23 protein-coding genes and 2 tRNA genes are annotated in these 24,970 nt (G+C 56.5%); 14 read left to right on the plus strand and 11 right to left on the minus strand.

Features of this window, described 5'->3' with window-relative positions; genetic code table 11:
• Nucleotides 1–563 precede the first annotated feature (563 nt).
• From K3757_RS08395 to K3757_RS08405, 3 genes are all read right to left on the minus strand, one after another.
• Nucleotides 564–2,435 (minus strand): site-specific integrase, encoded by a 1,872-nt coding sequence (locus K3757_RS08395; RefSeq protein ID WP_260000981.1) that lies wholly within the window; start codon nucleotides 2,433–2,435, stop codon nucleotides 564–566.
• Between the two features lie 131 nt (nucleotides 2,436–2,566).
• Nucleotides 2,567–2,641 (minus strand) — tRNA-Asn (locus tag K3757_RS08400).
• A gap of 78 nt (nucleotides 2,642–2,719) precedes the next feature.
• On the minus strand, nucleotides 2,720–3,631 hold the full coding sequence (locus K3757_RS08405; RefSeq protein WP_260000983.1) for an MBL fold metallo-hydrolase: 912 nt from the start codon (nucleotides 3,629–3,631) through the stop codon (nucleotides 2,720–2,722).
• 44 nt (nucleotides 3,632–3,675) lie between these two features.
• On the opposite strand from K3757_RS08405, the gene K3757_RS08410 reads away from it, so the two are divergent.
• Nucleotides 3,676–4,995, plus strand: coding sequence for an ATP-binding protein (locus K3757_RS08410; RefSeq protein WP_260000984.1), 1,320 nt, complete (start codon nucleotides 3,676–3,678; stop codon nucleotides 4,993–4,995).
• Between the two features lie 155 nt (nucleotides 4,996–5,150).
• Here K3757_RS08410 and K3757_RS08415 read toward each other — a convergent pair.
• A tRNA-Ile gene (locus K3757_RS08415) sits at nucleotides 5,151–5,227 on the minus strand.
• A gap of 114 nt (nucleotides 5,228–5,341) precedes the next feature.
• Between K3757_RS08415 and purM the strand changes: the two genes are divergently transcribed.
• The 3 genes from purM to rnd are packed head-to-tail and all read left to right on the plus strand — an operon-like array spanning nucleotide 5,342 to nucleotide 8,199.
• The gene (gene purM / locus K3757_RS08420) at nucleotides 5,342–6,388 is read left to right on the plus strand and encodes a phosphoribosylformylglycinamidine cyclo-ligase (RefSeq protein WP_260000985.1); all 1,047 of its coding nucleotides are present in this window, start codon (nucleotides 5,342–5,344) and stop codon (nucleotides 6,386–6,388) included.
• The gene (gene purN, locus K3757_RS08425) at nucleotides 6,388–6,984 is read left to right on the plus strand and encodes a phosphoribosylglycinamide formyltransferase (protein WP_260000986.1); all 597 of its coding nucleotides are present in this window, start codon (nucleotides 6,388–6,390) and stop codon (nucleotides 6,982–6,984) included. The genes purM and purN overlap by 1 nt, the downstream gene beginning before the upstream one ends.
• 57 nt (nucleotides 6,985–7,041) lie before the next feature.
• Nucleotides 7,042–8,199: a ribonuclease D gene (rnd, locus tag K3757_RS08430; protein ID WP_260000987.1), complete on the plus strand. Its 1,158-nt coding sequence runs from the start codon at nucleotides 7,042–7,044 to the stop codon at nucleotides 8,197–8,199.
• Here rnd and K3757_RS08435 read toward each other — a convergent pair.
• Complete coding sequence (locus K3757_RS08435) at nucleotides 8,196–8,720, minus strand: hypothetical protein (protein ID WP_260000988.1); 525 nt, start codon at nucleotides 8,718–8,720, stop codon at nucleotides 8,196–8,198. The genes rnd and K3757_RS08435 overlap by 4 nt on opposite strands.
• Before the next feature lie 131 nt (nucleotides 8,721–8,851).
• On the opposite strand from K3757_RS08435, the gene K3757_RS08440 reads away from it, so the two are divergent.
• Entirely contained in the window at nucleotides 8,852–9,262 is a 411-nt protein-coding gene (locus tag K3757_RS08440; RefSeq protein ID WP_260000989.1) for a SufE family protein, read from the plus strand.
• Nucleotides 9,263–9,272: 10 nt separating this feature from the next.
• Here K3757_RS08440 and K3757_RS08445 read toward each other — a convergent pair whose 3' ends face one another.
• The 4 genes from K3757_RS08445 to bmt all read right to left on the minus strand — a co-directional run bounded on the left by K3757_RS08445 (nucleotide 9,273) and on the right by bmt (nucleotide 12,032).
• The gene (locus tag K3757_RS08445) at nucleotides 9,273–9,908 is read right to left on the minus strand and encodes a DUF1638 domain-containing protein (RefSeq protein ID WP_260000990.1); all 636 of its coding nucleotides are present in this window, start codon (nucleotides 9,906–9,908) and stop codon (nucleotides 9,273–9,275) included.
• Entirely contained in the window at nucleotides 9,905–10,060 is a 156-nt protein-coding gene (locus tag K3757_RS08450; RefSeq protein ID WP_260000992.1) for a hypothetical protein, read from the minus strand. Before K3757_RS08450 ends, K3757_RS08445 begins: the two co-directional genes overlap by 4 nt.
• 94 nt (nucleotides 10,061–10,154) lie before the next feature.
• Nucleotides 10,155–10,853 (minus strand): B12-binding domain-containing protein, encoded by a 699-nt coding sequence (locus K3757_RS08455; protein WP_260000994.1) that lies wholly within the window; start codon nucleotides 10,851–10,853, stop codon nucleotides 10,155–10,157.
• A gap of 165 nt (nucleotides 10,854–11,018) precedes the next feature.
• Entirely contained in the window at nucleotides 11,019–12,032 is a 1,014-nt protein-coding gene (bmt, locus tag K3757_RS08460; RefSeq protein ID WP_260000997.1) for a betaine--homocysteine S-methyltransferase, read from the minus strand.
• A gap of 501 nt (nucleotides 12,033–12,533) precedes the next feature.
• Here bmt and purC point away from each other — a divergent pair.
• From purC to K3757_RS08485, 5 genes are read left to right on the plus strand one after another with little or no spacing between them, the layout of a single operon-like run.
• Nucleotides 12,534–13,295 (plus strand): phosphoribosylaminoimidazolesuccinocarboxamide synthase, encoded by a 762-nt coding sequence (gene purC / locus K3757_RS08465; protein WP_260000999.1) that lies wholly within the window; start codon nucleotides 12,534–12,536, stop codon nucleotides 13,293–13,295.
• 49 nt (nucleotides 13,296–13,344) lie between these two features.
• Nucleotides 13,345–13,575, plus strand: coding sequence for a phosphoribosylformylglycinamidine synthase subunit PurS (gene purS / locus K3757_RS08470; protein WP_260001000.1), 231 nt, complete (start codon nucleotides 13,345–13,347; stop codon nucleotides 13,573–13,575).
• Nucleotides 13,575–14,243, plus strand: a complete 669-nt coding sequence (gene purQ / locus K3757_RS08475; RefSeq protein WP_260001003.1) for a phosphoribosylformylglycinamidine synthase subunit PurQ — start codon at nucleotides 13,575–13,577, stop codon at nucleotides 14,241–14,243. Before purS ends, purQ begins: the two co-directional genes overlap by 1 nt.
• 35 nt (nucleotides 14,244–14,278) lie before the next feature.
• The gene (locus K3757_RS08480) at nucleotides 14,279–16,048 is read left to right on the plus strand and encodes an ATP-binding protein (RefSeq protein ID WP_260001004.1); all 1,770 of its coding nucleotides are present in this window, start codon (nucleotides 14,279–14,281) and stop codon (nucleotides 16,046–16,048) included.
• 3 nt (nucleotides 16,049–16,051) lie between these two features.
• Complete coding sequence (locus K3757_RS08485; protein WP_260001005.1) at nucleotides 16,052–17,386, plus strand: sigma-54 dependent transcriptional regulator; 1,335 nt, start codon at nucleotides 16,052–16,054, stop codon at nucleotides 17,384–17,386.
• 81 nt (nucleotides 17,387–17,467) lie between these two features.
• On the opposite strand, the gene K3757_RS08490 is transcribed toward K3757_RS08485, so the two are convergent.
• On the minus strand, nucleotides 17,468–17,767 hold the full coding sequence (locus K3757_RS08490) for a hypothetical protein (RefSeq protein ID WP_260001006.1): 300 nt from the start codon (nucleotides 17,765–17,767) through the stop codon (nucleotides 17,468–17,470).
• 572 nt (nucleotides 17,768–18,339) lie between these two features.
• On the opposite strand from K3757_RS08490, the gene K3757_RS08495 reads away from it, so the two are divergent.
• Nucleotides 18,340–21,126 carry an Rne/Rng family ribonuclease gene (locus K3757_RS08495; protein ID WP_260001007.1) on the plus strand — a complete coding sequence of 929 codons (2,787 nt, stop codon included), beginning with the start codon at nucleotides 18,340–18,342 and terminating at the stop codon, nucleotides 21,124–21,126.
• Between the two features lie 72 nt (nucleotides 21,127–21,198).
• On the opposite strand, the gene K3757_RS08500 is transcribed toward K3757_RS08495, so the two are convergent.
• Nucleotides 21,199–21,444 carry a sulfurtransferase TusA family protein gene (locus K3757_RS08500; protein ID WP_260001008.1) on the minus strand — a complete coding sequence of 82 codons (246 nt, stop codon included), beginning with the start codon at nucleotides 21,442–21,444 and terminating at the stop codon, nucleotides 21,199–21,201.
• A 72-nt stretch (nucleotides 21,445–21,516) separates the two neighbouring features.
• Between K3757_RS08500 and K3757_RS08505 the strand changes: the two genes are divergently transcribed.
• The 3 genes from K3757_RS08505 (at nucleotide 21,517) to K3757_RS08515 (ending at nucleotide 24,923) form a co-directional block, all read left to right on the plus strand.
• Nucleotides 21,517–22,269: a cytochrome c biogenesis CcdA family protein gene (locus K3757_RS08505; protein WP_260001009.1), complete on the plus strand. Its 753-nt coding sequence runs from the start codon at nucleotides 21,517–21,519 to the stop codon at nucleotides 22,267–22,269.
• A gap of 72 nt (nucleotides 22,270–22,341) precedes the next feature.
• Nucleotides 22,342–23,574, plus strand: coding sequence for a hypothetical protein (locus K3757_RS08510; RefSeq protein ID WP_260001010.1), 1,233 nt, complete (start codon nucleotides 22,342–22,344; stop codon nucleotides 23,572–23,574).
• Nucleotides 23,571–24,923, plus strand: a complete 1,353-nt coding sequence (locus K3757_RS08515; protein ID WP_260001011.1) for a cytochrome P450 — start codon at nucleotides 23,571–23,573, stop codon at nucleotides 24,921–24,923. Before K3757_RS08510 ends, K3757_RS08515 begins: the two co-directional genes overlap by 4 nt.
• The last annotated feature ends 47 nt before the right edge of the window (nucleotides 24,924–24,970 follow it).

Here is a 24,970-nt window from a genome sequence, read left to right on the forward strand (position 1 = left end):
GCAAGGGCAAGCGCAGCATGTCCGCGTAGCAGACCTTAAAACCTCAATAATGCTGCAGCAACGTATCAATGTCTGCTTCGGGGAAGCTGCGTCGCAGCGTGCGAGGCCAACACGTGCGGTAATTTTGGGCCGTTCGCGCGACTTTGCAAAGTACGCTTTCTGCGCATAGCTGCCGTTGGTGCGGCGCGCAGCGAAAGCCCGCAATCCGCCCTTCTTGCTTTTCGCTGCGTTCGCATTCGTGTTCAAGCGGCCGTTGGCTTCGAAGGGGTTAAGGTCGGCTTGGTCCGCACAGCAGACCTCAATGTAAAATGCGGAGAAGGGCTGGAATCCACTCTTCGTGTCCGGGGGCTTGTCAAAATACCGGAAAATTCGCAGCAGCAGCGAAAGGCAGCAAAGTCCGCATTGCAGGCCTTGCGGATGTTGAAATGCGACGAACCAGCTCTGGTGTTCGCTTTTACCTGAGCCCCGAGGCCAAAGCTCTGGGTTGGCCCATGTATTGAATACGCCCTTGGTTAGAATGTCTCTTGTTCATGTCCGGAATGTACTTTTCTGCAATGATGATCTCAAGAGGCGTCACGTGGGTCCGCGATTGGCAGGCGCGGGAGGGTGCTGATCGCATCAAGCTTTTCGGCCAGACTCGCGGTTTCGGTGTACCGTTCAGCGGTCATGCTGCCTCCGACGTGCCCGACGATGTCTTTACGGACGTTTTCTGCAACCGTTTTGCTGCGTCCGAGCTGGGTAATCACATAGTGACGAAAAGACTTGAAGCTTTTGCCGTTTCGGCCTTCGGTCAGGCGATTATCCAGTACCTGCCGGAAGCGATAGTCGATTTTACCGCCCCATTTATCCTTTGTCCCTGTTCCGGGTTTCATATCAGGGAACAGGTCGGTCTGTCCGTCGTCACGAAGGCGGTTGGCATAGTCCATAAACCCCAGTTCCAGAAGTTGCGGATGGATGGGCAGGTCGCGTTCTGAACCAAAAGTCTTGATGCTCCGATTGGTGTTCTCGCGAATACGGAAGCACGGAATACCTTCCATCTCCTTGATGTCATCAAGTTGTAATCCCGCGATCTCTGCGCGTCTCGCACCTGACAGGGCGGCGAACGCCGGAATCCAGAAGAGGCCATCGCGAACAATTTGTTGTCCGGGAACCTGCCAGTCTCGTTTCGAGGCAGCGCCATGCCAGACCGCGTGTGCAAAGATATCTTGTGCATCTTTGAGCGTGAACGGCGGGCATTCATCGCGCTCGCGGCCTGGTTTACGCAGGCGCAGGGCATCCAGATCAATGTGATTGGGAGAAATGAAGCCCTCCGAGCGGGCCTTCTTGAGAAGCTGCCCGAGATAATCAATGTTACGATTGATTGTTGTGACTGACAGGCCTTCAGGCTTTTGCGCACTGGATTTGGCAGCTTTCAGAATTTGTTTCAATGACATATGGCGCGTCTTTGATGAGCGACGGTAGTACTTGGGCAGCTCATGCAACATATCGACATATTGAGCGACATGGACTTGTTGCAGATTATTGATGTCTTCGACCCCAGTGGCTTCAATGAACATCAGGAGTGTTTTCTCCATTTGATCAATCATTTGTGTTGAATTCTCAAGGCGTCGCTTTTGATCCATCAGGCGTTCAATCAGGGATGTGATCTTTGGGTCATAGCTATTACCAACGGGCTTTGCCTGTGAAGCCTTAACGGGGTCGGGTTGGGTATGTTCTGGTGGCTCAACTTCGATCTGCTCAACAGGTGCTTGATCAGATCGCATGAGGCGTTCCGCCAAATCCGTTGCATCTGCCGAACTACTGTCGCCCTTATATGCGGCGAGTAGACCCGCGCCACGCCCATTCATGTAAATCTTACGGCCCTCAAGATATTCCATGTTGGTAAAGTCATTCCGGTCCAGCGCACGTTCCATCGCTTGCTTAACCCGAGTGTTGGGGCCGCTCATGGGCGGATGTCTGAACGCCTGAGATTCAATCTCAAGAGCCAATTCCAAGCGATCGATGTCCGAATCTGTTCGACCGTCGTTCCGGAATGCAACACGGTCCCGATCTGTGAGGTCCACTCCAGACGCGCCACGCTGCGCCAGGAGTTGCAGGGCTTGCCCCATTGCCCAGTCATGGGACTGGTCGTCTTGCCACGCGGAAGGGTTGGGGTCATCTGCACGTACCATCTGTGCATGAGAAATCCGCGCCAACTCACGCTCAATGACCGAAGTGAGGAGGCGGCGGGCGTCAGTTTTTGAAAGGCCATGTGTCATCATAAGATCAAATGTACGCGTACTTTCTGCAGAAACAACCAATGCGATGCGTTTGGCGATGTCAGGATCGTTGGTGCGTAAGCTGATTTGCATCAGGCCACCGCCGATCTGCGCGGGCAGGCGTCTGCGCCAAGCATAGCTCGCATTGCGTCGAATGAGGTGGGTTTGTAGTCCCATGATTTAAGGCTCCTAAACAGGACGCCAAAGAGATCAGAAATAACAAATGAGGAGTCATATGTATGACAGTTCCGTGTGACAAACGCCGCCGAAGCGGTATTTATTTGCCAGTTCAACCACTTAAGGTGAAATGGCTCCGACGGTAGGGATCGAACCTACGACCAATTGATTAACAGTCAACTGCTCTACCGCTGAGCTACGTCGGAACGGTCTGCACCGTATAGCGGCGGTATTTTGGCGCGTCCAGAGGGTTTGGGGGAGAATTTTGAAAAAATTTACATCGGCTACTTCAAGGAGAATGTTGCGCTTTCGTGGAGTGCGCCTGTGTGGGTCACAAGGTCCCGTCCGTGGAGGTCGATTAAGTGTGCCAGCACGTTGCGGATGGCCGCACCGAGCAGGGCCGAGGGTGTCTCTGTATAGATGGTGCGGGCAAGGGCGGGTGCGGATGAGGGGCTTTGGGAGAGCAATTCCAGTATCGCTTTTTCCCGAGCGCGGCGGTGTGTCACTAGCCAGTCGAGGCGTGCGGTCGGTTCTTCAACCGGCGCGCCGTGGCCCGGGTAAAACACGTGCCAATCGCGGGCTTGCAGGCGCGCGCAGGACCGCATGAAGTCTGTCAGATCACCATCAGGTGGAGATACCAGCGAAGAAGCCCAACCCATGACGTGATCTGCCGTAAAGCAGGCATCACCCCAGCCAAGGCTGATGTGATTACCTATGTGGCCCGGTGTGTGAATCACATCCAGCTCCCAACCGGCACCGGTAATGGTGTCGCCGTCGGCAACTATCTGGTCCGGAGAAAAAGCTGCATCAATGCCTTCACCGCCACCCACAGTGCCAGCGTCCGCCAATTGCTGCATGACGGTCGAGCGTCCGGCATCCGCCGTTCCAAATGCGATGACAGGCGCACCAGTTGCTTGCGATAGGCCCCTTGCCAGCGGGGAGTGGTCCAGATGTGTATGGGTTACAATGATGTGGCTGACATGTTGCTCAGGTTCTATGGCTTTTAGAATCGCGGATAGATGGGGCGGGCTGTCGGGGCCCGGATCAATCACGGCAATCGCGGTGTCGCCAAGCAGATAGGTATTCGTTCCGCGATACGTCATAGGTGACGGGTTCGGGGCAACGATGCGGCGCAGGCCGGTGGCAAGCGTTTGGGCCACGCCCACGGGCGGGTCGAAGTCATCAGGTGGCAGCATGGTTTGGCCTTTCGCTCAGGGCATTGACCGCTTAGGTTTAACCTATGTCTTTCGACTTGCTCAAACACTATGTGCCGCGCGGCATTTACGGGCGTGCAGCCTTGATCCTACTGCTGCCGGTGGTTTTCTTGCAGCTTGTTGTGACTGTGATATTCGCGCAGCGGCATTTCGAGGGTGTCACTCACCAGATGAGTGACACCGTTTTGCGTGAACTTGCGTTGGTTCTTCGGGTTGTCGACGAAGCGCCAAGCGCGGATGACGCGGTAAACGATGTCCAGACCCGACTTGGGCTGCTTGATTTCGAGATTGCGCCTGCGACGTTAATTTCCCCGCGAAATGACCTGCTGTGGTATGATTATTCAGGCAGGGTGCTGACGAAGCGGCTTTCGGAAAGGCTTGATGGTTTTAGGGCGGTTGATCTGGTCGAGAGCGGGGTGGTCAAGCTATATGTCGATAGCCCGCATGGGCTTTTGCGGGTTGATTTTGATCGCAGACGTATCTCGGCTTCCAACCCGCACCAGCTTTTTGTTTATACGATTGCTTTCGGCATCGTGATGACGCTGATCGCGATCATTTATCTGCGCAACCAGCTCCGCCCGATCAAACGGTTGGCGCGCGCTGCCGAGGCATTCGGGCGAGGGCGCCACATACCTTATTCCCCTGCCGGCGCTGTCGAATTGCGTGCTGCGGGTAATGCATTTGTCAACATGCGTAACCGGATCGAGCGTCACATAGAACAGCGGACCCTGATGTTGTCAGGGGTTAGTCATGATTTACGCACGCCACTAACGCGTCTGCGTCTGGGCCTTGCGATGCTGGATGAAGATGAGGCAGCGCCGCTGCTCCGCGACGTGGATGATATGCAAGGTATGCTGGATGAATTCCTGAGCTTCGCCAAAGGTGCCGCAGAGGGGGAGCCGACAGAAGTCGATCCGATTGCGATGGTCGCTGATATTGTGGAGGGCGCACAGCGGGCAGGGCGTGATGTGACCCTTATGGCGCGTGACGGTGCAGGGCAGGGGACGGTTCAGCTGCGCGAGGTCGCCATGCGGCGTGCTGTGGACAACCTTATCTCGAACGCGGTGCGATACGGCACACGGGCAGAGGTGTCAGTCATGCTGACGGACAAAACCCTGCGCATCCGCGTAGAGGACGATGGCCCGGGCATCCCTGAAGACCAGCACGAACAGGCCACGCGCCCGTTCACCCGTCTGGATCCGTCCCGGAATCAGGACAAGGGTGGTGGCGTGGGGTTGGGCCTTGCGATTGCGGTCGATGTGGCGCGCAGCCACGGCGGCGTGTTGCGTCTGGGCTCATCCGAAGCTTTGGGCGGTTTGCGTGCTGATATTGTTATCGCGCGCTAAGCCAACGAACAGTCGTAGCTGATTCTCTTGATGGGGCCAGCACATGCCCCTGACATGAGCGCGCTGCGGAAATAACAGCCACATTATCAGAAAAGTAGCGTTTCCCACAAAAACGGTTCGAAACCGGCTGTGTCAGACTTTCAAAATGGCGGATTTGGTAGGCCCGGCAGGACTTGAACCCGCAACCAAAGCGTTATGAGCGCTCTGCTCTAACCAATTGAGCTACAGGCCCGCCGTGGGTTTGGGTATTGTGCGGCGGCGGTTTCGTCAAGGGTTGGCGTTGCGACTTTTGCCTGAATGATTTAGATCGCAGGGCAACGGGGTTTTCAGCCAGAGGCTTTTGAGAATGAACGAGCGACAGAACGGGATCACCTACGCAGACGCGGGTGTGGATATTGATGCGGGTAACGCATTGGTGGAACGGATCAAGCCGGCAGCAAAGCGGACCAAACGTTCCGGGGTTATGTCAGGCTTGGGTGGCTTCGGCGCGCTGTTTGATCTCAAGGCCGCAGGCTATAACGATCCGGTGCTTGTTGCTGCGACAGATGGCGTCGGCACCAAGCTGCGGATTGCCATTGATACCGGTAATGTCGACGGTGTTGGCATTGATTTGGTGGCAATGTGTGTGAACGATCTGGTCTGCCAGGGTGCGGAGCCGCTGTTCTTCCTTGATTACTTTGCGACCGGCAAACTTGAGCTGGATACAGCAACCCGTATCATCGAAGGTATTGCCCTGGGATGTGAGCTGTCAGGCTGTGCGCTGATCGGCGGAGAAACGGCAGAGATGCCGGGGATGTACCCCGAAGGTGATTTCGACCTTGCAGGCTTTAGCGTCGGCGCAATGGAACGCGGCGGTACCTTGCCGCTCGACGTGGCCGAGGGCGACGTGTTGCTGGGTCTGGCCAGCGATGGTGTACACTCCAACGGTTACAGCCTTGTGAGGGTGATTGTTGAGCATTCGGGCCTTCAGTGGGATGACCCATGCCCGTGGGATGGTGGCACCTTGGGTGAGGTTCTGCTGAAACCAACACGGCTTTATGTGAAATCCGCACTCGCTGCGGCGCGCGCCGGTATGGTGCATGCGCTGGCCCACATCACTGGTGGCGGCTTGACCGAAAACCTGCCGCGTGTCCTGCCCGAGGGATTGGGCGCTGAAATCAACCTCAGCGCATGGGAGCTACCACCGGTATTCCGCTGGCTCACAGCGCATGGCGGCATGGATGAGCCCGAGCTGCTCAAAACCTTTAACGCTGGCATCGGAATGATCGTTGTCGTGCCTGCCGATAAAGCAGATGAAGCAGCCAAACTGTTGCGCGACGCTGGCGAGACTGTCTTTCACCTTGGTAAAGTGGTCGAGGGAGAAGGCGTTGTTTATGAGGGCAACCTCGTCTGATGGTTCGCGTTGCGGTGTTTATTTCGGGTGGCGGCTCCAACATGGTGTCGCTGCTTGAAGATATGGCGCGCGAAGGTCACGCAGGCACGCCTTGTGTCGTGCTGGCAAATAGTGCCGATGCTGGCGGGCTGGCTCGCGCTGAAGAACGCGGCGTGCCAACGGTTGTTGTGGACCATCGTCCGTTCAAAGGTGACCGCGCAGCTTTTGAAGCTGCGATCAACGCCGCGTTGGAGCCATTTGCACCCGACATGATCTGCCTTGCCGGTTTTATGCGGGTCCTAACCGAAGGTTTCATGGAACAATGGGCGGGCAAGATGCTTAACATCCATCCGTCATTGTTACCCAAATATAAGGGCCTGCATACCCATGCCCGCGCGTTGGAGGCGGGTGACGCTGTTCACGGTTGCACTGTGCACGAAGTAACGGCAGCGCTTGATGATGGTCCCATATTGGGGCAGGCGCAGGTCCCTGTATTGGCCGACGATACCCCCGAGACGCTGGCCGCACGGGTGTTGGAACAGGAACACAGGCTTTACCCTGCCGTGCTACGCCGATTTGTTGCCGGCGACCGTAGCCCATTGATTTTGCAAAGCTGACTGGTCAAACTGATGCGTATTCTGTACCGCTAGGACAGTCGAAGGAATTTTTCGTTTATGCGCACTATCACCACTACTGAAGAACTGGCCTCCTATTGTCAGGAAGCCGCCCAACACCCTTTTGTTACAGTCGATACAGAATTTCTGCGCGAGCGGACTTATTATTCAAAACTGTGTTTGATCCAGCTGGCAATGCCAGGAACGGATGACAGTGGTGCTGTACTGGTTGATCCATTGTCCGATGGCCTGTCGCTTGAGCCCCTCTACGAATTGTTTCGCGACACATCGGTTGTAAAAGTTTTTCATGCCGCACGGCAGGATCTGGAAATATTCTTTGTGGATGCAGAAGTCTTTCCCGAACCGCTGTTCGACACGCAGGTTGCTGCGATGGTCTGTGGTTTCGGTGAACAGGTCGGTTATGAGACACTGGTGCGCAAGATAACCAAGGAAGGTGTCGATAAAACCTCGCGCTTCACCGATTGGTCCCGTCGTCCGCTGACAGAAGCGCAAAAAACCTATGCTTTGGCAGATGTGACGCACTTGCGTCAGATCTACGAATTTCTGGCTGCCAAACTGGAAGAATCGGGCCGCCACAAATGGGTGGCAGAAGAACTCGAAGTGCTAACAAACCCCGGCACCTATGTCACAGCGCCTCAGGATGCGTGGAAGCGCGTAAAAACCCGCACGAACTCTGGACGGTTTCTGGCTATCGTGCGTGAACTGGCGGCGTTCAGAGAAGAATACGCCCAGACGCGCAATATCCCGCGTAGCCGTGTCTATAAAGATGATGCGCTTGTTGAACTGGCGTCGAACAAGCCGAAAAACCACGAAGAGCTTGGCCGCGCACGGCTGCTGCTGCGTGACGCCCGCAAGGGTGAGATTGCCGAAGGCATCCTGAAGGCCGTAGCCGCAGGGATCGCTTGCCCCAATTCTGATGTGCCACAGCCCGACCGCAGCCGCGAAAAGATGCAGGTTAATCCAGCACTTGCCGATCTGCTACGGGTTCTGCTGAAAGCCAAAACCGAAAGCTCAGGCGTTGCCGCGAAGCTTATTGCGACAGCGGCCGATCTTGATGCAATAGCTGCAGGCGAGCGTGACGTTCAGGCGCTGAGCGGATGGCGTTTGGAAGTCTTTGGCACCGACGCCATGGCCCTGTGCGGGGGCAAGATTGCCCTGACCGCAGTGGGGAATGATGTAAAGGTTGTGCCGGTTTAGCGGCGCGCCACCTGCGCGTTGCGCAAACCTTCAACGCGGATGGTGCGGACGCCTGCGAGATCCTGATTGGTGATCTTGCGCGCAGCCGTAACTACGCGTGTTGGCGGTGTCCCGATTGCGGTTGCACGGTCGGGCTCGATCCCTTCAAGACGGTAAGTCAACACACCATCGATAGGAAGCTCTTCCGCGTTTTCAGGTGTCAGACGGACCGCGTAAATACCCTGACGTGCTGCAAGGCCGCTGGCGCGGATGATGGCGCCGCCCGGGATGCGTTCAACCGTAAGATCGGTGATCTCGTCGAACGGCTTACCGGCATATGTTTCTGCTTTGTCACCGCGGCTGGCAAACAGGCCGCTTCTTTGCGGAATGAGCGGATTGACTGGCTTGTCATCCGCGACCGCGATGGTTTCGGACGCGCTGCGGCCGAACCAGTTTGCTGGATTGATCGCACTGTCGCGCACAAAGCCGCATGCTCCTACAGACAGGGATGCAACCAGAAGAACCGAAATGGAAATACGCATAGAACCTGCCGTGTGATACTGCCGTTGACTAGTGACCTAACCCATCCCCGCGCGCATGGGAAGAGGCAGGGCTGGACGTTTGGGTAAGTAAGCCCTACCTCAGGCCCAAATGCAAATGACAGGAGCGCATGATGGCTACCGCGCAATTTGAAGAACTGGTCGAAGATTTTGAATTTCTTGAGGATTGGGAAGACCGGTATCGCCATGTGATTGACCAGGGAAAATCAATGGAGGCCTTGCCAGAAGCACTGCGTGTGCCTGCGACCAAGGTGGATGGTTGTGCCAGTCAGGTCTGGCTGCATGCGGAAATGACCGGCGGCAAGCTGCATTTCGATGGCGCGTCTGATGCCATGATCGTCTCAGGGCTGATTGCCGTACTGCGGACGCTTTATAACGGTCTTACGCCTCAAGAAGTGTTGGCGGTTGATGCGCGTGCCGAATTGGGGCGGTTAGGGCTGAACGAGCATTTGTCGGCGCAGCGATCCAACGGGCTTACAGCCATGATCGAGCGGGTGCGCGAAACAGCTGCGCGTTCGGCTTAGGCTGTCGCGCTCAGAGGGTTTTCAGGGCTGTTTCCAGATCACCGTAACCAGTGAAGCGCCGTTCAAATTTCAGACCAAGGCGGTCGGCGCAGAGTTGCGCTTTTTGCGTAAGGGCAGGGTCATCTGTCTGGGCCTGATAGACCAGCTTTTCGTAATTCCCGAAGTACATGTCTCGTAATTGAGGATGCCGGTCCAACCCCATGGGTTTAATGATAAAAGCATCAAACTGTCTGACTAAAAAGTCAGTGAGGTAAAAGGTTGTGATCTCTTCCTTGCTGGTCTCCGAGAAGCGATCGTTGCCCTCAAAAAAGCTGTAGCAATGTGGCCCTGCGATCATCTGCACACCCAGCTCTTTACAGGCGGCTTCCAAGAGGCCTCCGGTGCCGCAATCGGCGTAGGCTATGAAGATATCGTCATATGTGTCGCGGTGTTTGGCAACGCAGTTGCGCACGGCATCTGTAATCTTATCGGGGTAAAGGTGATAGTTTGCGGGCAGGCAGGTGAGGTCCAGATGGGTCCAGCCGTTGGCATTCTTCAGATCAATAATCTCGCGGGCCAATGCACCACAGGCAATGATCAGTATCTTGCCCCGCGGTGTGTCCAGCGGCAGGCCGGTTTCTGTGAGATCGCTATCGCTGATGTTCATTTGTAAAGCTTTCGCAATCCGAGTGCTGCGATCAGGCTGGCCGGTAGGGCAGCGGCAAAGACTGCGGGGCCGCCCAGAGTCAGGAGCCAGATGGTTACTCCCGCGGCGGCGATGACCGCAATCAGCATTGTGAGGAAGGGCATCAAGGGCACAGGCATCTCCATTCTATAATCAAAGATAGGGGGCCGGTGGTCATGAAAAAAGGCCCCGCAGGTGCAGGGCCTTCAATTGATCACTTTGCCAGCGTCATGCGTTCTGGCTGTTATGCTTGCGACCGACCCATTCCTTGGCGGTCTCGACAGCCACGGCGGCATCGCGGCAGTATGCGTCCGCGCCAATGGCTTTCCCGAATTCTTCATTCAGCGGTGCGCCGCCAACCAGAACGATGTAATCATCGCGAATGCCTTGCTCTACCATCGTGTCGATCACGACCTTCATGTAAGGCATTGTGGTTGTAAGCAGGGCAGACATGCCCAGAATATCGGGGCCTTCTGTTTCCATGGCTTCCAGATAGGCCTCGACCGAGTTGTTGATCCCAAGATCAACCACTTCAAATCCTGCACCTTCCATCATCATGCCGACAAGATTTTTGCCGATGTCGTGGATATCGCCTTTCACCGTTCCAATGACCATTTTGCCCACGCGCGGGGCGCCGGTTTCGGCCAGCAGCGGCTTGAGGATAAACATGCCGCCCTTCATCGCGTTGGCGGCCAGAAGTACTTCTGGCACAAAAAGGATGCCATCACGGAAGTCCGCCCCAACGATTGTCATGCCGCCAACAAGCGCTTTGGTCAGCACATCATATGGGGCCCAGCCGCGGGCGATCAGGATGTTGACGCCTTCTTCGATCTCTTCTTTGAGACCGTCGTAAAGATCGTCGAACATCTGTTGGACAAGTTCGTCGTCGTCGAGTTCAGACAGGATGATTTCGTCTTCGTCAGACATGGCTTTCCCTTTTCTTGGCGGGCCGCTGGGCCTTGCATAAATCTCTTTTGTCAGACCGTGGTGAAAATACTAAAGCATTTGCGACCTGACAGGCGCAAGCCGCGACTTGTTGCCGCGGATCATGCCACGCTTTTCTGCGATCAAAGCGCAATTTCTTGTGCCGGATCAGCTGCGGCGTCTACCGCGACGTGGCGCGCGCGTTGGTCCAGCGCCGTCAGTGCCGTCGCTTTCTGATGAAAAGCCGCCCAAGGCCGCGGTGATTTCTTCCAGTTCGGGTGCCGACCCTTTGGGTGTCGTGTCCAATGCTTCGCGCATGGCTTCGAGGTGGGATGGCATCGTGCCACAGCAGCCACCGATGATCTGAGCGCCGCAGTTGCGTGCCATAACGGCATATGTCGCCATCAGCTCAGGCGTGCCGTCATAGTGGATGTGCCCTTCGTGATATTTAGGGATACCCGCATTGCCTTTTGCAATGATGGGCAGTTTGCCGTCCTTTGCCGCAAACCCAAGCACTGTGCGCAGCAGGTCTGACGCGCCAGTACCGCAGTTCGCGCCATAGGCCGCCGGTGCATTTTCGATTTCTTCAACCATGTCCACCATGCCGGCGGAAGTCATGCCCATCATTGTCCGCCCGGCTGTGTCAAAGCTCATCGTGCCGACCCAAGGCAGGCCCGCCAACGCAAAGCCTTCCGCGGCGGCGCGGTATTCCTCAGGGGCGGAAATCGTCTCAAGCCAGCCAACGTCTGCACCGCCGGCTTTTAGGCCATCAGCGGTTTCGTGGAACATCTCGACGGCATTAGCGTGGCTGAGTGTGCCAACCGGCTCCATAATTTCGCCCGTTGGCCCGACGGAGCCTCCGACGATCACCTTGCGTCCAGCTGTATCTGCGACTTCGCGTGCAAGTTCGGCAGCGACACGGCTTAGCTCATGGGCGCGGTTCTGCGCGTTGTGGAGTTTCAGTCGCGAAGCGTTTGCACCAAAGCTGTTGGTCAAAAACACGTCCGAACCTGCATTCACGGCCCCGCGATACAGGGTCAGGATGTTCTCCGGCTTGTCTGTATTCCAGAACTCCGGTGGTTCCCCTGACATCAGTCCCATATTGAACAGGTTGGTGCCGGTTGCACCATCGGCCAACAGGTAACCTTTTTCGGCAAGAAGATCGGACAGGGGATTGGACATGTTTTAGCATCCTTAAATGGGCGTATCGGGTCATTTCACGCAGTGGAATTCAAGGCAAGCTCATATTTCTCATCTTGTTTATGAGCCAACTTGACAGCCAACAGTGCGGGAGCATGCAATACCCACCCTGTCGTGAACAGTCATTAATCAACAAACAGGCTCTACGTGAAAAAAAGCGTTTGAGCGAAGCGCAACAGACATAGGCGGGTGCAGAGGGCATTTATTGTCGCCAAAGCTGGGATTATTGCCTGCTACAGTTTGTGCCGTCAGGCGGCAGATTGTTTGATGCCGACATTGTACAGTATTCCTTCATCTCGCTGTCCTGTCTTGGCGTCTCGCTGGGGGGGCGGGGTTTCGCTGACTTTGTTTGCAACTTTATAATGCGCGGGTCGCATGTTGGCGGGATGCAATGCGGTGTGCTTGCAGCAAGGCTTCGACTGCCCTAAGAGGGGGCGACAGGGCGGCGGGACTCCCCCGCGCCTAAACAGACAGGGGACGCCCATGGCCCGCCGCAAGAAAATCTACGAAGGCAAAGCAAAGATTCTCTATGAAGGCCCAGAGCCGGGAACGATTGTTCAGTACTTCAAAGATGATGCCACTGCTTTCAATGCGCAAAAGAAAGACGTCATTGACGGCAAAGGTGTGCTAAATAACCGTTTGTCCGAGTTTTTTATGACCGGTCTGAACCAGATTGGCGTGCCGACGCACTTTATCAAACGTCTCAACATGCGTGAACAACTGGTCCGTCAGGTCGAGATCATTCCGCTGGAAGTGATTGTGCGCAACTACGCGGCAGGCACTATGTCCAAGCGTTTGGGCATCGAAGAAGGCACGCAGCTGCCGCGGCCGATCGTCGAATATTGCTACAAAGATGATTCCCTTGGTGATCCTCTGGTTACCGAAGAACATATTGCTGCGTTCGGCTGGGCCACGCAGCAGGACATGGACGATATTCTCAGCCTCGCGCTGCGGGTTAACGACTTTATGTCCGGTATAATGATGGCTGTCGGCATCCGCCTGGTAGATTTCAAGATTGAGATTGGTCGCGTTTACGACGGTGACTTCCAGCGGTTGATCATCGCAGATGAGATTTCGCCGGACAGCTGCCGGTTGTGGGATATCGAATCCGGTCGCAAGCTCGACAAAGACGTGTTCCGCCGCGATCTTGGTTCGCTGACCGATGCCTATACGGAAGTCGCGCAGCGCTTGGGCGTGATGCCTAAGAACTCCGGTCCGGTAACAAAGCCTACATTGATCAACTGACACCGGGTCGGTTGAAGTTATTTGGCAAAACGAAGAAGAGGGACGCGCCATGAAAGCACGGGTGCATGTGATGTTGAAGAACGGGGTTCTGGACCCACAGGGTGAGGCCGTGCGCCATGCTCTGGGTGCGATGGGCTTTGATGGCGTGCAGGGTGTGCGCCAGGGCAAAGTGATTGAACTGGATCTGGCCGAAGGTTCTACACAGGCTGACGTTGAACAGATGTGTGAAAAACTTTTGGCCAACACGGTCATCGAAAGCTACACGGTGGAGATGGTCTGATGCGCGCAGCGGTAGTTGTATTTCCCGGCTCCAACTGTGATCGCGATCTCGCGGTCGCCTTTGAACAGGCGGGCGCCGATGTCACGATGGTTTGGCACAAGGATAGTGAACTGCCGCAGGGCATTGATGTTGTTGGTATACCCGGCGGCTTTTCCTATGGCGATTACCTGCGCTGCGGTGCGATTGCTGCAAACTCTCCCATCTGTAAATCTGTCGCAGCACATGCAGGGCGCGGCGGCTATGTCATGGGGATTTGCAACGGCTTTCAGGTGCTTACTGAAACAGGCCTTCTGCCCGGCGCGCTTTTGCGCAATGCCGGTCTGAAATACATCTGCAAGACGGTTGGCTTGAAGGTTGTTACCTCTGCCTCTGACTTTACCGCTGGTTACAACGCTGGCGATGTGATCGACATTCCGATTGCACATCACGATGGCAATTATTTCGCTGATGCAGAAACGATTGCCACGCTGAAAGGCGAGGATCGTATCGCCTTTACCTACACGGACAATCCAAACGGGGCGCAGGCGGACATTGCCGGTATCCTGTCGGAAAACCGCCGTGTCCTTGGCATGATGCCACACCCCGAGCGTGCGGCCGATGCTGGCCACGGTGGCACTGACGGGGTGGCGCTCTTCCGCGCATTGGCAGGGGCGCTGACGACTGCTTGACTTGAGCGCGCGCTGCCCTGTGGTAGTGTGTCACAATGAGCACTGATAACATCGCCACAACACCGCCCTGGCAACCCGCTGCGTTTAGCTGGCGGGTTCGCATCGGTTTGGCGGTGATGCTTGTTTTTGCCGTTGCCGTCATTTCGGTGACCAACCGTTTGCTGACAGACCGTTTTACCGAAAGTACCCGTAACCGTGCTGAATTGCGTATCGCGCTCTACGGCGGCAACCTCTTGGCCGAACTACGCCAGAACGCGATCGTGCCGCAGCTGTTGGGCCGTGACCCGACGTTGATTTCAGCACTTGAAAGCGCGGATTACACGCTTTCGACACAGCGGCTGATCTCCTTCGTTGAAGAGATCGGTGCGGCGTCCTTGATGCTGCTCGACACGGACGGCCGGACGGTTGCCGCTACAGACCGCAACCGGATCGGGGCAGCGCATCGGTCCCAGCCCTATTTCGTCGATGCAATCCGGTCTAATACGACCATTTTCAGCGTAACCCGTGATGAAACGGGCGGCTACGGCTTTTTCTACTCTCGCCGCATCCAGAATGGCGGCACGACGGTGGGCGTTATCGCCGTCGAGGTCGATCTCAAGAAGTTCGAGCGCGCGTGGGCGGGGATCTCGGATGCGGTTATTGTGCTGGACAGCAACGAAGAAATCCTGCTGGCCACCGAACCGCGCTGGCGCGGCAAGACAGAAGCGGAAGCACTGGAAAATCAAACTCCGCAAAGCGCGATCGAACGTGCCATTCAGGCCACCGCTGATTGGACCGCATTGCCCCCCGATGCCTACCTGCGCGGCGAAGCTGTGATGCGGCTGGATGCGCGGGTGAATTTTCGCGGATGGCGGATGGTCAGCTACACCACCTATGCCAGCGTGCGCGAACGGGTGAATGGCGTTCTGGCCCTCGAAGTCATGGGCTTTGCGATTCTTCTGGCGCTGACTTTCTATTTTCTGAGCCGCCGAACCGCGGGTCGCGCTGCTATTTTTCAACGTGAATCGGCAGAGCTTCGCGCATTGAACGCAGCACTACAGCGGGAAATTGCTGAGCGTAAGCGTGTGCAAGAGACGCTTGCAGTGGCAGAACAAACGCTTGAACAGTCTAGTAAATTGGCCGCGCTAGGCGAGATGTCGGCGGCGGTAAGCCATGAGCTGAACCAGCCACTGGCCGCGATGAAGACATATCTGGCGGGCGCACGGCTGCTGTTGCAGCGCAACCGACCCGAGGAAGCGCTAAGCTCATTCGGGCGGATTGATGATCTGATCGAGCGTATGGGCGCGATCACCAGACAGCTCAAATCCTATGCCCGCAAGGGCCAGGAGGTGTTTTCACCTGTCAACATGGCTGACGCGCTGGCATCGGCATTGTCGATGATGGAACCGCAGTTGCGGCAGCGGCAGGTACAGATTGTACGGATACTGCCGGATGAACCCGTATATACTCTTGGTGACAGGATGCGGATCGAACAGGTTTTGGTTAACCTCTTGCGGAACGCACTGGATGCCACCAAATCAGAAAGACACCCGAAAGTTGAGATCATCTTGAGTGCGGGGGAAACGGTAACATTGACGGTGCGTGACAACGGCCCCGGTATTGAGGACTTGGATGCGCTGTTCGAGCCGTTTTATACAACCAAGCAGCCCGGCGACGGGGTCGGTCTTGGCCTTGCGATCTCTTCGGGGATTGTAAGCGATCTGGGTGGTCGGTTGACAGCCCGGAACGGGCAGGGCGGCGGCGCAGTATTCGAGATGCAATTGCCGTTCTATGACGGCACACAGGAAACAAAGGCGGCGGAATAAATTATGGCACAGGCGATGAAGATTGCGATTGTCGACGATGAAAAAGATATGCGCCAGTCAATCAGCCAATGGCTGGCTTTGTCGGGATACGACACAGAAACGTTTGCCAGCGCGGAAGACGCGCTCAAGGTATTGGGCCCTGATTATCCGGGTATCGTGATTTCGGACATCAAGATGCCGGGCATGGACGGGATGCAGTTTTTAAAGAAGCTGATGGGCAGTGACAGCGCGTTGCCTGTGATTATGATCACAGGTCACGGTGATGTTCCAATGGCCGTTGAAGCAATGCGTGTTGGCGCCTTTGATTTCTTGGAAAAGCCGTTCAATCCGGACCGGATGAGCGAGCTGGCCAAAAAAGCGACAGCAACGCGCCGTCTGGTGATGGATAACCGTTTGCTGCGTCGAGAACTAAGCGATGGCGGCCAGCTGATGAAAAAGCTCATTGGTCAAAGCCCGGTGATGGAGCGTTTGCGCGAGGATATTCTCGATCTTGGGCAGGCGGATGGACATGTCCTGATTGACGGTGAAACAGGTACAGGCAAAACATTGGTGGCGCACGCGCTGCACGCTGTCGGTAGCCGTGCTGGCAAGAAATTCGTGCTGGTAAGTGCATCTGCCTATGAAGAAGACGCTCTGAGCAAGCGTCTGTTTGGTCCGATGCAGCCCGAAGACGCGCAACTGCCGGCCATCGAAGAGGCGCGCGGCGGAACCTTGGTGCTGGAAGATGTCGAGGCGCTAAGCGAGACACTTCAAGCACGTCTGTTGTCGGTTATTAACGAACAGGGCACGCCGGCGGAGACGCGGATCGTGGCCATCTCAAACCTGCAAGAAGCGGGCCGTACGTCTGAAGATGTTCTGCGTTCAGATCTTTTTTACCGGCTGGCGGCATTGCGGATCACGGTGCCGCCGTTGCGCCAGCGCGGCGAAGACATTCTGACCCTTTTCACCCGCCTGAGCGACCAGTTCGCCGAGGAGTACGGATGTGATGCGCCACAGGTCACCGCGCAAGAGGCCGCGCAGCTGTTGCAGGCCCCGTGGCCGGGCAATGTGCGTCAACTCATCAACGTGGCAGAGCGTGCCGTCCTCCAGTCGCGCCGCGGCTCTGGCACGATCGCATCGCTGCTGATGTCGGACCATGATGAAATGCAGCCGGTGATGACGACAGAGGGCAAGCCTCTTAAGGAATATGTAGAAGCGTTCGAGCGGATGCTGATCGACAACACGATGCGCCGTCACAAAGGCTCTATCTCATCCGTGATGGATGAGCTGTGCCTGCCACGCCGCACGCTGAATGAGAAGATGGCCAAATACCAACTCCAGCGGTCGGATTATCTCTGAGCGAAGGATTAAATCAAAGAAAAAGGGGCGCCAGAACGGTGCCCCTTTTGCTATTTGGTCTTTCGGGGACTGTTCGGAAAATCAGCCGCCTCCAAGTTTGTACATCTGGGTCGGATTGCCTTCATCATCTGTGCGGCACATCCAGCGCTCCTGAAGTGCGGGTACGTCGACGATGAACTGGTTGATTTCGACAATCGGCAATGTGGTGTTGAGCTGTGCGGTTGCATCGCCTGTCTGCTCTTTGATCACCGCCACACATTTGCGGTTGGCGCGTGCATCACGGCGTACATCGGGATCGGGATCAAATTCGGCTGGATCACAGGCCGCGAGGGCCAAAGTTGCCATGCTCGCGAAAAGGGCAGGGCGTGCAAGAAATCGCATATTGTCTCCTAGATGTTAGCGGCGCGCGCGAATGCGCCCTGATTGTTGCAGAAAACCGTAAGGGCAAATTATACGAACGGCAACATGCCTCGGGGTGGTTTTCGGGGCCAATCCTTTGCCGGAATTCACCGTGAAGTGTAATTTAGGTGGTCTGAGGCATGATTGCCCATTGTGTTTGCCGCGCTCGTCCTTTTATCTAGGGGGATGGGCTGCTGTGGATAAACACAGCACTTAGAGCCCGATGAAGAGTTTCGCTGCTGCCTTTTGGCACACCGCCTGAGTGCAGCAGACCGATTGGCCGGAAACGGCGAAGAGACGCTGATGGACATCTAGGGTTTAACGCCTGAAATGACACAGTTTTTAATGGATGCGCGGCGCACCTTGCACAACAAGGCAGTGATCCCGCATCGGAGAAGAACCGCGATGACGCGCGCAAACGCTGATAACAGTTTCGGAGGTGGCCCCTTGGGCCGCACCGCTGCGCCGTCCCACATCGCCCTGACAAGACACTCGGCCCTGCGAGCAGCCCCCCCCGGGAGGCCTGCGCGTGCGCGCCCGTGCAAAAGAGTAAAATGCCTAAGAAAATGCTTATCGATGCCACCCACGCGGAAGAAACCCGCGTTGTTGTGGTGGACGGAAACAAGGTCGAAGAATTCGATTTCGAATCTGAAAACAGACGCCAGCTAGCCGGTAATATCTATCTCGCCAAGGTGACGCGCGTTGAGCCGTCATTGCAGGCGGCTTTTGTGGACTACGGTGGGAACCGCCACGGCTTCCTCGCGTTTTCGGAAATTCATCCGGACTATTACCAGATTCCCGTTGCAGACCGTGAGGCGCTGCTGGCGGAAGAACGTGCGTATGCTGAAGCGCAAGCCGCCAAGGATGAAGAAGACGAAAAGCCCAAGCGCCGGACGCGGTCGCGGTCTCGCAAGCCTAAGGCTGCCGAGGCGGCAACGGATGACGCCAAGACATCAACAGACATTGATGGCATGGAGACCGTTGATCTGGACGCGGATGAAGTAGAAGTCGCAGAAGGCGAAGCTTCTTCTCCGATGGAGCGGGTCAAAGAAACACCGGTAGAGACGCCAGCAGAAACAGCTGATGCCGATGAAGAGGGCTCTGACGATCAGGACGATGCGGAAGGCGATGCAACTGCTGATGCCTCTGACAAGGACGAGAATATCGAATCTGTCGCCGACGAGGACGACAGCGAAGATATCCGTCCGGTGCGCAAACCCCGTCCACGCCGTTACAAAATCCAGGAAGTGATTAAAGTACGCCAGATCCTGCTGGTTCAGGTCGTCAAGGAAGAGCGCGGCAACAAAGGCGCTGCCCTGACCACTTATCTTTCACTGGCTGGCCGTTACTGCGTTCTGATGCCAAACACCGCGCGTGGTGGTGGTATCTCGCGCAAGATCACGAACGCTGTTGACCGCAAAAAGCTGAAAGAGATCGCGCAAGAGATCGAAGTGCCTCAGGGTGCTGGACTGATTGTGCGTACTGCCGGCGCCAAGCGGACCAAAGCTGAAATCAAGCGGGACTATGAATATCTGCAACGCATGTGGGAGCAAATCCGCGAGCTGACGCTGAAATCCATAGCACCTGCGAAAATCTACGAAGAAGGCGATCTGATCAAACGGTCGATCCGTGACCTCTATAACCGCGACATTGACGAGGTGTTCGTAGAAGGTGAGCGCGGCTACCGCATCGCCAAGGACTTCATGAAGATGATCATGCCGTCCCATGCGAAGAACGTAAAACGCTATGAGGAAAACCTGCCGCTGTTCGCGCGGTATCAGGTCGAATCCTACCTGTCAGGCATGTTTAATCCTACGGTTCAGCTGCCCTCTGGTGGTTATATCGTGATTGGCGTGACTGAGGCGCTTGTCGCCGTCGACGTAAACTCGGGCCGTGCCACCAAGGAAGGCAGCATTGAGCAGACCGCGCTCAAGACCAACCTTGAGGCCGCAGCCGAAGTTGCGCGTCAGCTGCGCCTGCGCGACCTTGCAGGACTGATCGTGATCGACTTCATCGACATGGACGAGCGTAAGAATAACGCTGCCGTCGAAAAAATGATGAAGGATAAGCTCAAGACTGATCGTGCGCGCATACAGATTGGCCGCATTTCGGGCTTTGGCCTGATGGAAATGTCCCGCCAGCGTCTGCGTCCCGGCATGATCGAGGCGACAACACAGCCTTGTACTGCCTGCCACGGCACTGGCCTCATCCGGTCGGATGACAACCTTGCCCTGGCGATCCTGCGGACCATCGAAGAGGAAGGTACACGCCGCCGTTCACGCGAGGTGCTGATTAAGGCGCCTGTCGGCATTGCCAATTTCCTGATGAACCAAAAGCGCGAACACATCGCCAACATCGAAATGCGCTATGGTCTTAGCGTGCGGATCGAAGGGGACCCGCATTTGGTAAGCCCTGATTTCTCTATCGAGAAATTCAAGACTGCTACGCGTGTTGTACAACAGCTCTCGCATGTCGTGTCGGTTGATACGTCTTTGATGGACGAGATCGACGAAGCGGATGCAGCCGAGGCAGAAGCCGCAGAAGCGGCGGCCGAAGCAGAGAACGTCAGCGAAACACGTCCGGATGCAGCCACCCCCGCCCAAGAGGATGGTGAGGACAAGCCAAAGCGCAAACGTCGCCGGAGACGGCGCAGCCGTGGTGGCCGCTCTACGTCGGATGATCAGCAGTCGGACGAGAACCAGTCTGGTGAAAGCCAGTCCGGTGAAAGCAAGTCTGAGGGAGACGACACTGCCAAGACCGACTCAGATCAACCTGCTCCGGAAACTGTCGATGCGACTGCCGAAGAAGCGGCCAAGCCGAAGCCACGCAGCCGTTCTCGTAGCCGCAAGCCGAAGGCAGAGCCTGTTGCTGTAGACGCACCGCAGGAAACCTCCGAAGCGCCTGCAGAAGCAGCTGCCGAGGAAGCACCAGCAGTTGAGGAAAAGCCCAAGCCCAAGCGGACCCGTGCGCCGCGCAAGCCAAAAGCGGCGCCTGTAGCTGAAGCGGAAGAAACTCCTGCGTCTGAGGGCGCCGCAGTTTTGGATGCGCCTGCTGATCCAGTGGCAAAGGCCGAACCTAAGCCAAAGGCGACGCGCAAGCCGCGCACCACCACGAAAAAGACAGCGCCGAAGAAGGCCGAAGAACCGGCTGAGGCCGTTGCTCCCGTCGAGGCACCCGTGGCGGTACCGGTTGCCGCGCCAGAACCCGCGCCCGTTGCGGCACCTGAGCCGGTTGCCGAAAAGGTTCAAGCACCAGAACCGGTAGCAGAGCCTGAGGTGAAGGCCGAAGAAGAACCGGCAAAGCCGCGGCGCAAGGGCTGGTGGTCACTTGGCAGTCGCTAAACGCTGGATGATCTGAAACAACAAAAAGGCAGGCTTTCGGGCCTGCCTTTTTCGTTTGACGGGGCGGGCGGTTCAGCCTGCTTTTTCAATCACATAGATTTGCGTATCGCCATCTGCACTGCTTTCCACCAGCGTGTGACCGGCCTCTGTACAGAAGTGCGGTACATCGATCACTGCAGCAGGATCATCGGCACGCATACGCAGCCTGTCACCCGAATTCAGCGACTGCAGTCGCTTGCGTGCTTTAAGTACGGGCAGGGGGCACAAAAGCCCTGTGGCATCAAGATCATGTATCATGCGCCAAGATGTAGGCCGCATGTTACAGCCTGTCCACAGCCTTGTGACAACGTGACAGGTGACGACAGGCCCAACAGAGTATACCTGTGAACCATGTTTGGAATCGACCTTATTGACGCAAGTCTTTTGCCCGCGATCATCGTGGCCCTGCTGGCCGGTGTGATCAGCTTTTTGTCGCCTTGTGTGCTGCCGATTGTGCCGCCTTACCTGGCCTACATGAGCGGGGTGAGCCTGAATGACATGAGCTCGGTCAGCGCCGCGCGGCGCCGTGCGATTGTGGCTGCGCTGTTCTTTGTCATGGGGCTCAGTACGGTTTTCTTGATCCTCGGATTCACGGCGTCGGCCTTCGGGGCGTTCTTTCTTCAAAACCAGATACTCTTTAGCCAGATTTCTGGCGTTGTGGTGATCATTTTTGGTATCCATTTTCTTGGTATCTTCCGTATTCCTTTCCTCGACCGCGAAGCGCGGATGGATGCAGGCGATAAAGGAGGCTCCTCATTTGGCGCCTATCTTTTGGGGCTGGCTTTTGCGTTTGGCTGGACGCCCTGTATCGGTCCGCAACTTGGCGCTATCCTGTCCTTGGCTGCGTCCGAAGGTTCGGTCTCGCGTGGCACGCTTTTGCTGGGCGTATATGCGCTTGGCCTCGGGATTCCCTTTCTGTTGGCGGCTATGTTCATGACCCGCGCCGTAGGGGTGATGAACAAGCTCAAACGCCACATGAAAGCGATTGAACGGGTCATGGGATTGCTGTTGTTGATCGTCGGTATTGCCATGCTCACTGGCGCCTTCTCGACCTTTAGCTTCTGGTTGCTAGAGACCTTTCCAGCGCTTGGAAGTCTGGGCTAACGCCAAGGGTCTTACTTTGGCCGATAACCCGCGTTAGCATGGGTCAAACAAATATGAGGCCCGAGCAGACCCATGGCTGCCCCCCGCACAACCGTGTCCCGTCGGCGGGTGTTCTACATCCCCGGTTATGACCCGATCCATCCCCGCCGCTACCGCGAGCTTTACCGAAAGGAATCCGCCTTGCAGGCAGGTATTTCCGGCTATGGTATTTCATTGTCCGCGCGGCAGGGCGGCGTGCGATATGGCTGGGATGTCAAAGGCTTGATCGATGGCGTGGATGTGGATGCTTCGGTGGATGTGTTGGTTTGGTCCGACATCGTGCGCGACAGTATGGATACCTCAATCCTTGCCACTTACTGGCAACTTTTGCGCACCGCATGGGTCTATATCAGCACCGGAGCATTGGGCCGCCTGATGCGGTTACGCAAAGGGCCCGTCATCGCCGCGCTTTACCCGGTGGGCATGTTGCTGATCCAGCTGCTTGTCGCCGTGGCGGCGGCCTTTGCCGTTAACTGGACAGGAAAACATCTGCTGGTGCCGCTGATGGGTCCCTGGGGGCAGGCAATAGCGGTAGGCGCATCCGTTGCTGTTGCGATCTGGCTTTTGAACTGGTTCAAGGCCAAAGATGGTAAGTTCTTTGCCTACTACCTGATGCATGATTACGCCTATGGCGCATCGACGCGTGGTGCCAATATGCCCGAATTGGAACGCCGTATTGGGGAATTTGCCGATGCCATTGCCGAAGCGTTGGCAGATGACGTGGATGAGGTTTTGGTCGTTGGCCATTCCTCTGGCGCGCATCTAGGCGTTTCTGTGTTGGCCGATCTGATCCGCGCAGGCCGCGTGCCACCGGATGGTCCCGCGCTTGGGTTTCTGAGCTTGGGGCAAGTGGTCCCGATGGTCTCTTTTTTGCCCGATGCCCACCGCCTGCGCGCTGATCTGGCCTATCTCAGCGTCACTGACGCGCTTACCTGGATAGATGTAACTGCCCCCGGTGACGGGTGTGCCTTTGCGCTATGCGATCCGGTCAGCGTGAGTGGCGTTGCGCCAGAGGGCAAACGCTGGCCACTGGTGTTCTCTGCGGCCTTTACCCAATCTCTTAGCCCCGAGCGTTGGAAGGCACTGCGCTGGCGGTTCTTCCGGTTGCACTTTCAGTATATGTGCGCCTTCGATATGCCCCGCGATTATGATTACTTCCAAATTACGGCTGGCCCTATGACCCTTGCCGACCGTTATGCAGGGCGTCCAGCGTCCAAATCGCGGATTGAGGAACCTGTGAACAAATTCACGAGCATGGCCGCATGATCCTGCCACCCAAACCGCAGAGTAGGCCGGATAAAGTATCGCTCTGGCGTTATGCCAGATTGTTCCGGTCAGATATTTTGTCAGCCCAGCCCGCACGGTTATACCGCGCGTGGATGGCTGAGTTTCGCACGCCGTTTTTTCGGAGCTATCTGATCAATCAACCTGATCTGGTGCAGCGCGTACTGAAAGAGCGGCCAGATGACTTTCCGAAATCCGACCGCGTCAACGAAGGGCTGCGCCCGCTTTTGGGGAATTCGGTGTTTGTCACCAATGGCGAGACATGGAAGCGGCAGAGGCGTATTATTGATCCCGCATTCGAAGGAGGCCGCCTGCGCGAGACTTTCCCCGCCATGTGGGACGCAGCAGAGGCGGCTGCGGCCCGGCTTGCTGTTCAGGATGGCCAGACGATAGAGATCGAAGAAGAGACAAGCCATGCAGCAGCGGATGTGATTTTCCGGACACTGTTTTCGTTGCCGATTGACCACCATCTGGCGCGCGATGTTTTTGAAGAATTCCGTGCCTATCAACGGAGCCAACCCATTCTGAACCTTGCAGCTCTTGTGCCGCTACCGCGCTGGATGCCGCGGCTATTTCGCCGCGATACCAAACGCAGTGCTGCCCGTATTCGCGCGCTCATCACCCAACTTACCCAACAACGTGCCGATGACATCGCGGCCGGGACAGCGCCTGCGGATTTGGCGACCAAGATCATGATGACCCCAGATCCTGAAACAGGCGAAACTTTCACCACCGATGAAATGGTGGATCAGGTGGCGATCTTTTTTCTTGCCGGTCATGAGACAAGCGCCTCAACGCTGGCCTGGGCGCTATATCTTATGGCGCTTTATCCCGAATGGCAGAACAGGCTAGCGCAAGAGGCCTCAGCGCTGGATACCTGCAACTTTAGCGTTATGGGAAAGCTGCGCCTGAGTCGCGATGTGTTTCGTGAAACCCTAAGGCTCTATCCGCCGGTCCCGATGATGGTGCGCGAAAACAGCTGCCCGGAAAATATGCGCAGCCGTGAGATTAGCACAGGCTCTCAGCTTGTGATCAGCCCGTGGCATCTGCATCGGCATACGCGTTTATGGGACAATCCCGATGGATTTGATCCGGACCGCTGGCAGACCGAGAACGGAAAGGCCTGCCAGCGTGACGCGTTCATTCCTTTCAGCGCAGGTGCGCGGGTCTGTCCCGGTGCAGGTTTTGCGATGATCGAAGGGCCGTTGATCCTAAGCCGGATTTTGCGCGACTATCAGGTCGAGGCGGGGCCAGTGCCTGTGCCTGTCGCACATCTGACCGTCCGGGCCAAAAATGGCATACGCCTCAAAATCAGACGCCGTGAGCGCTAACAGGGTCAAAGCGACTAGCGCTGTTGGAGCGAACGCTTTAGAAGAGG

The sequence above is a fragment of the Sulfitobacter sp. S223 genome (assembly GCF_025143825.1).
Classification (GTDB): domain Bacteria; phylum Pseudomonadota; class Alphaproteobacteria; order Rhodobacterales; family Rhodobacteraceae; genus Sulfitobacter.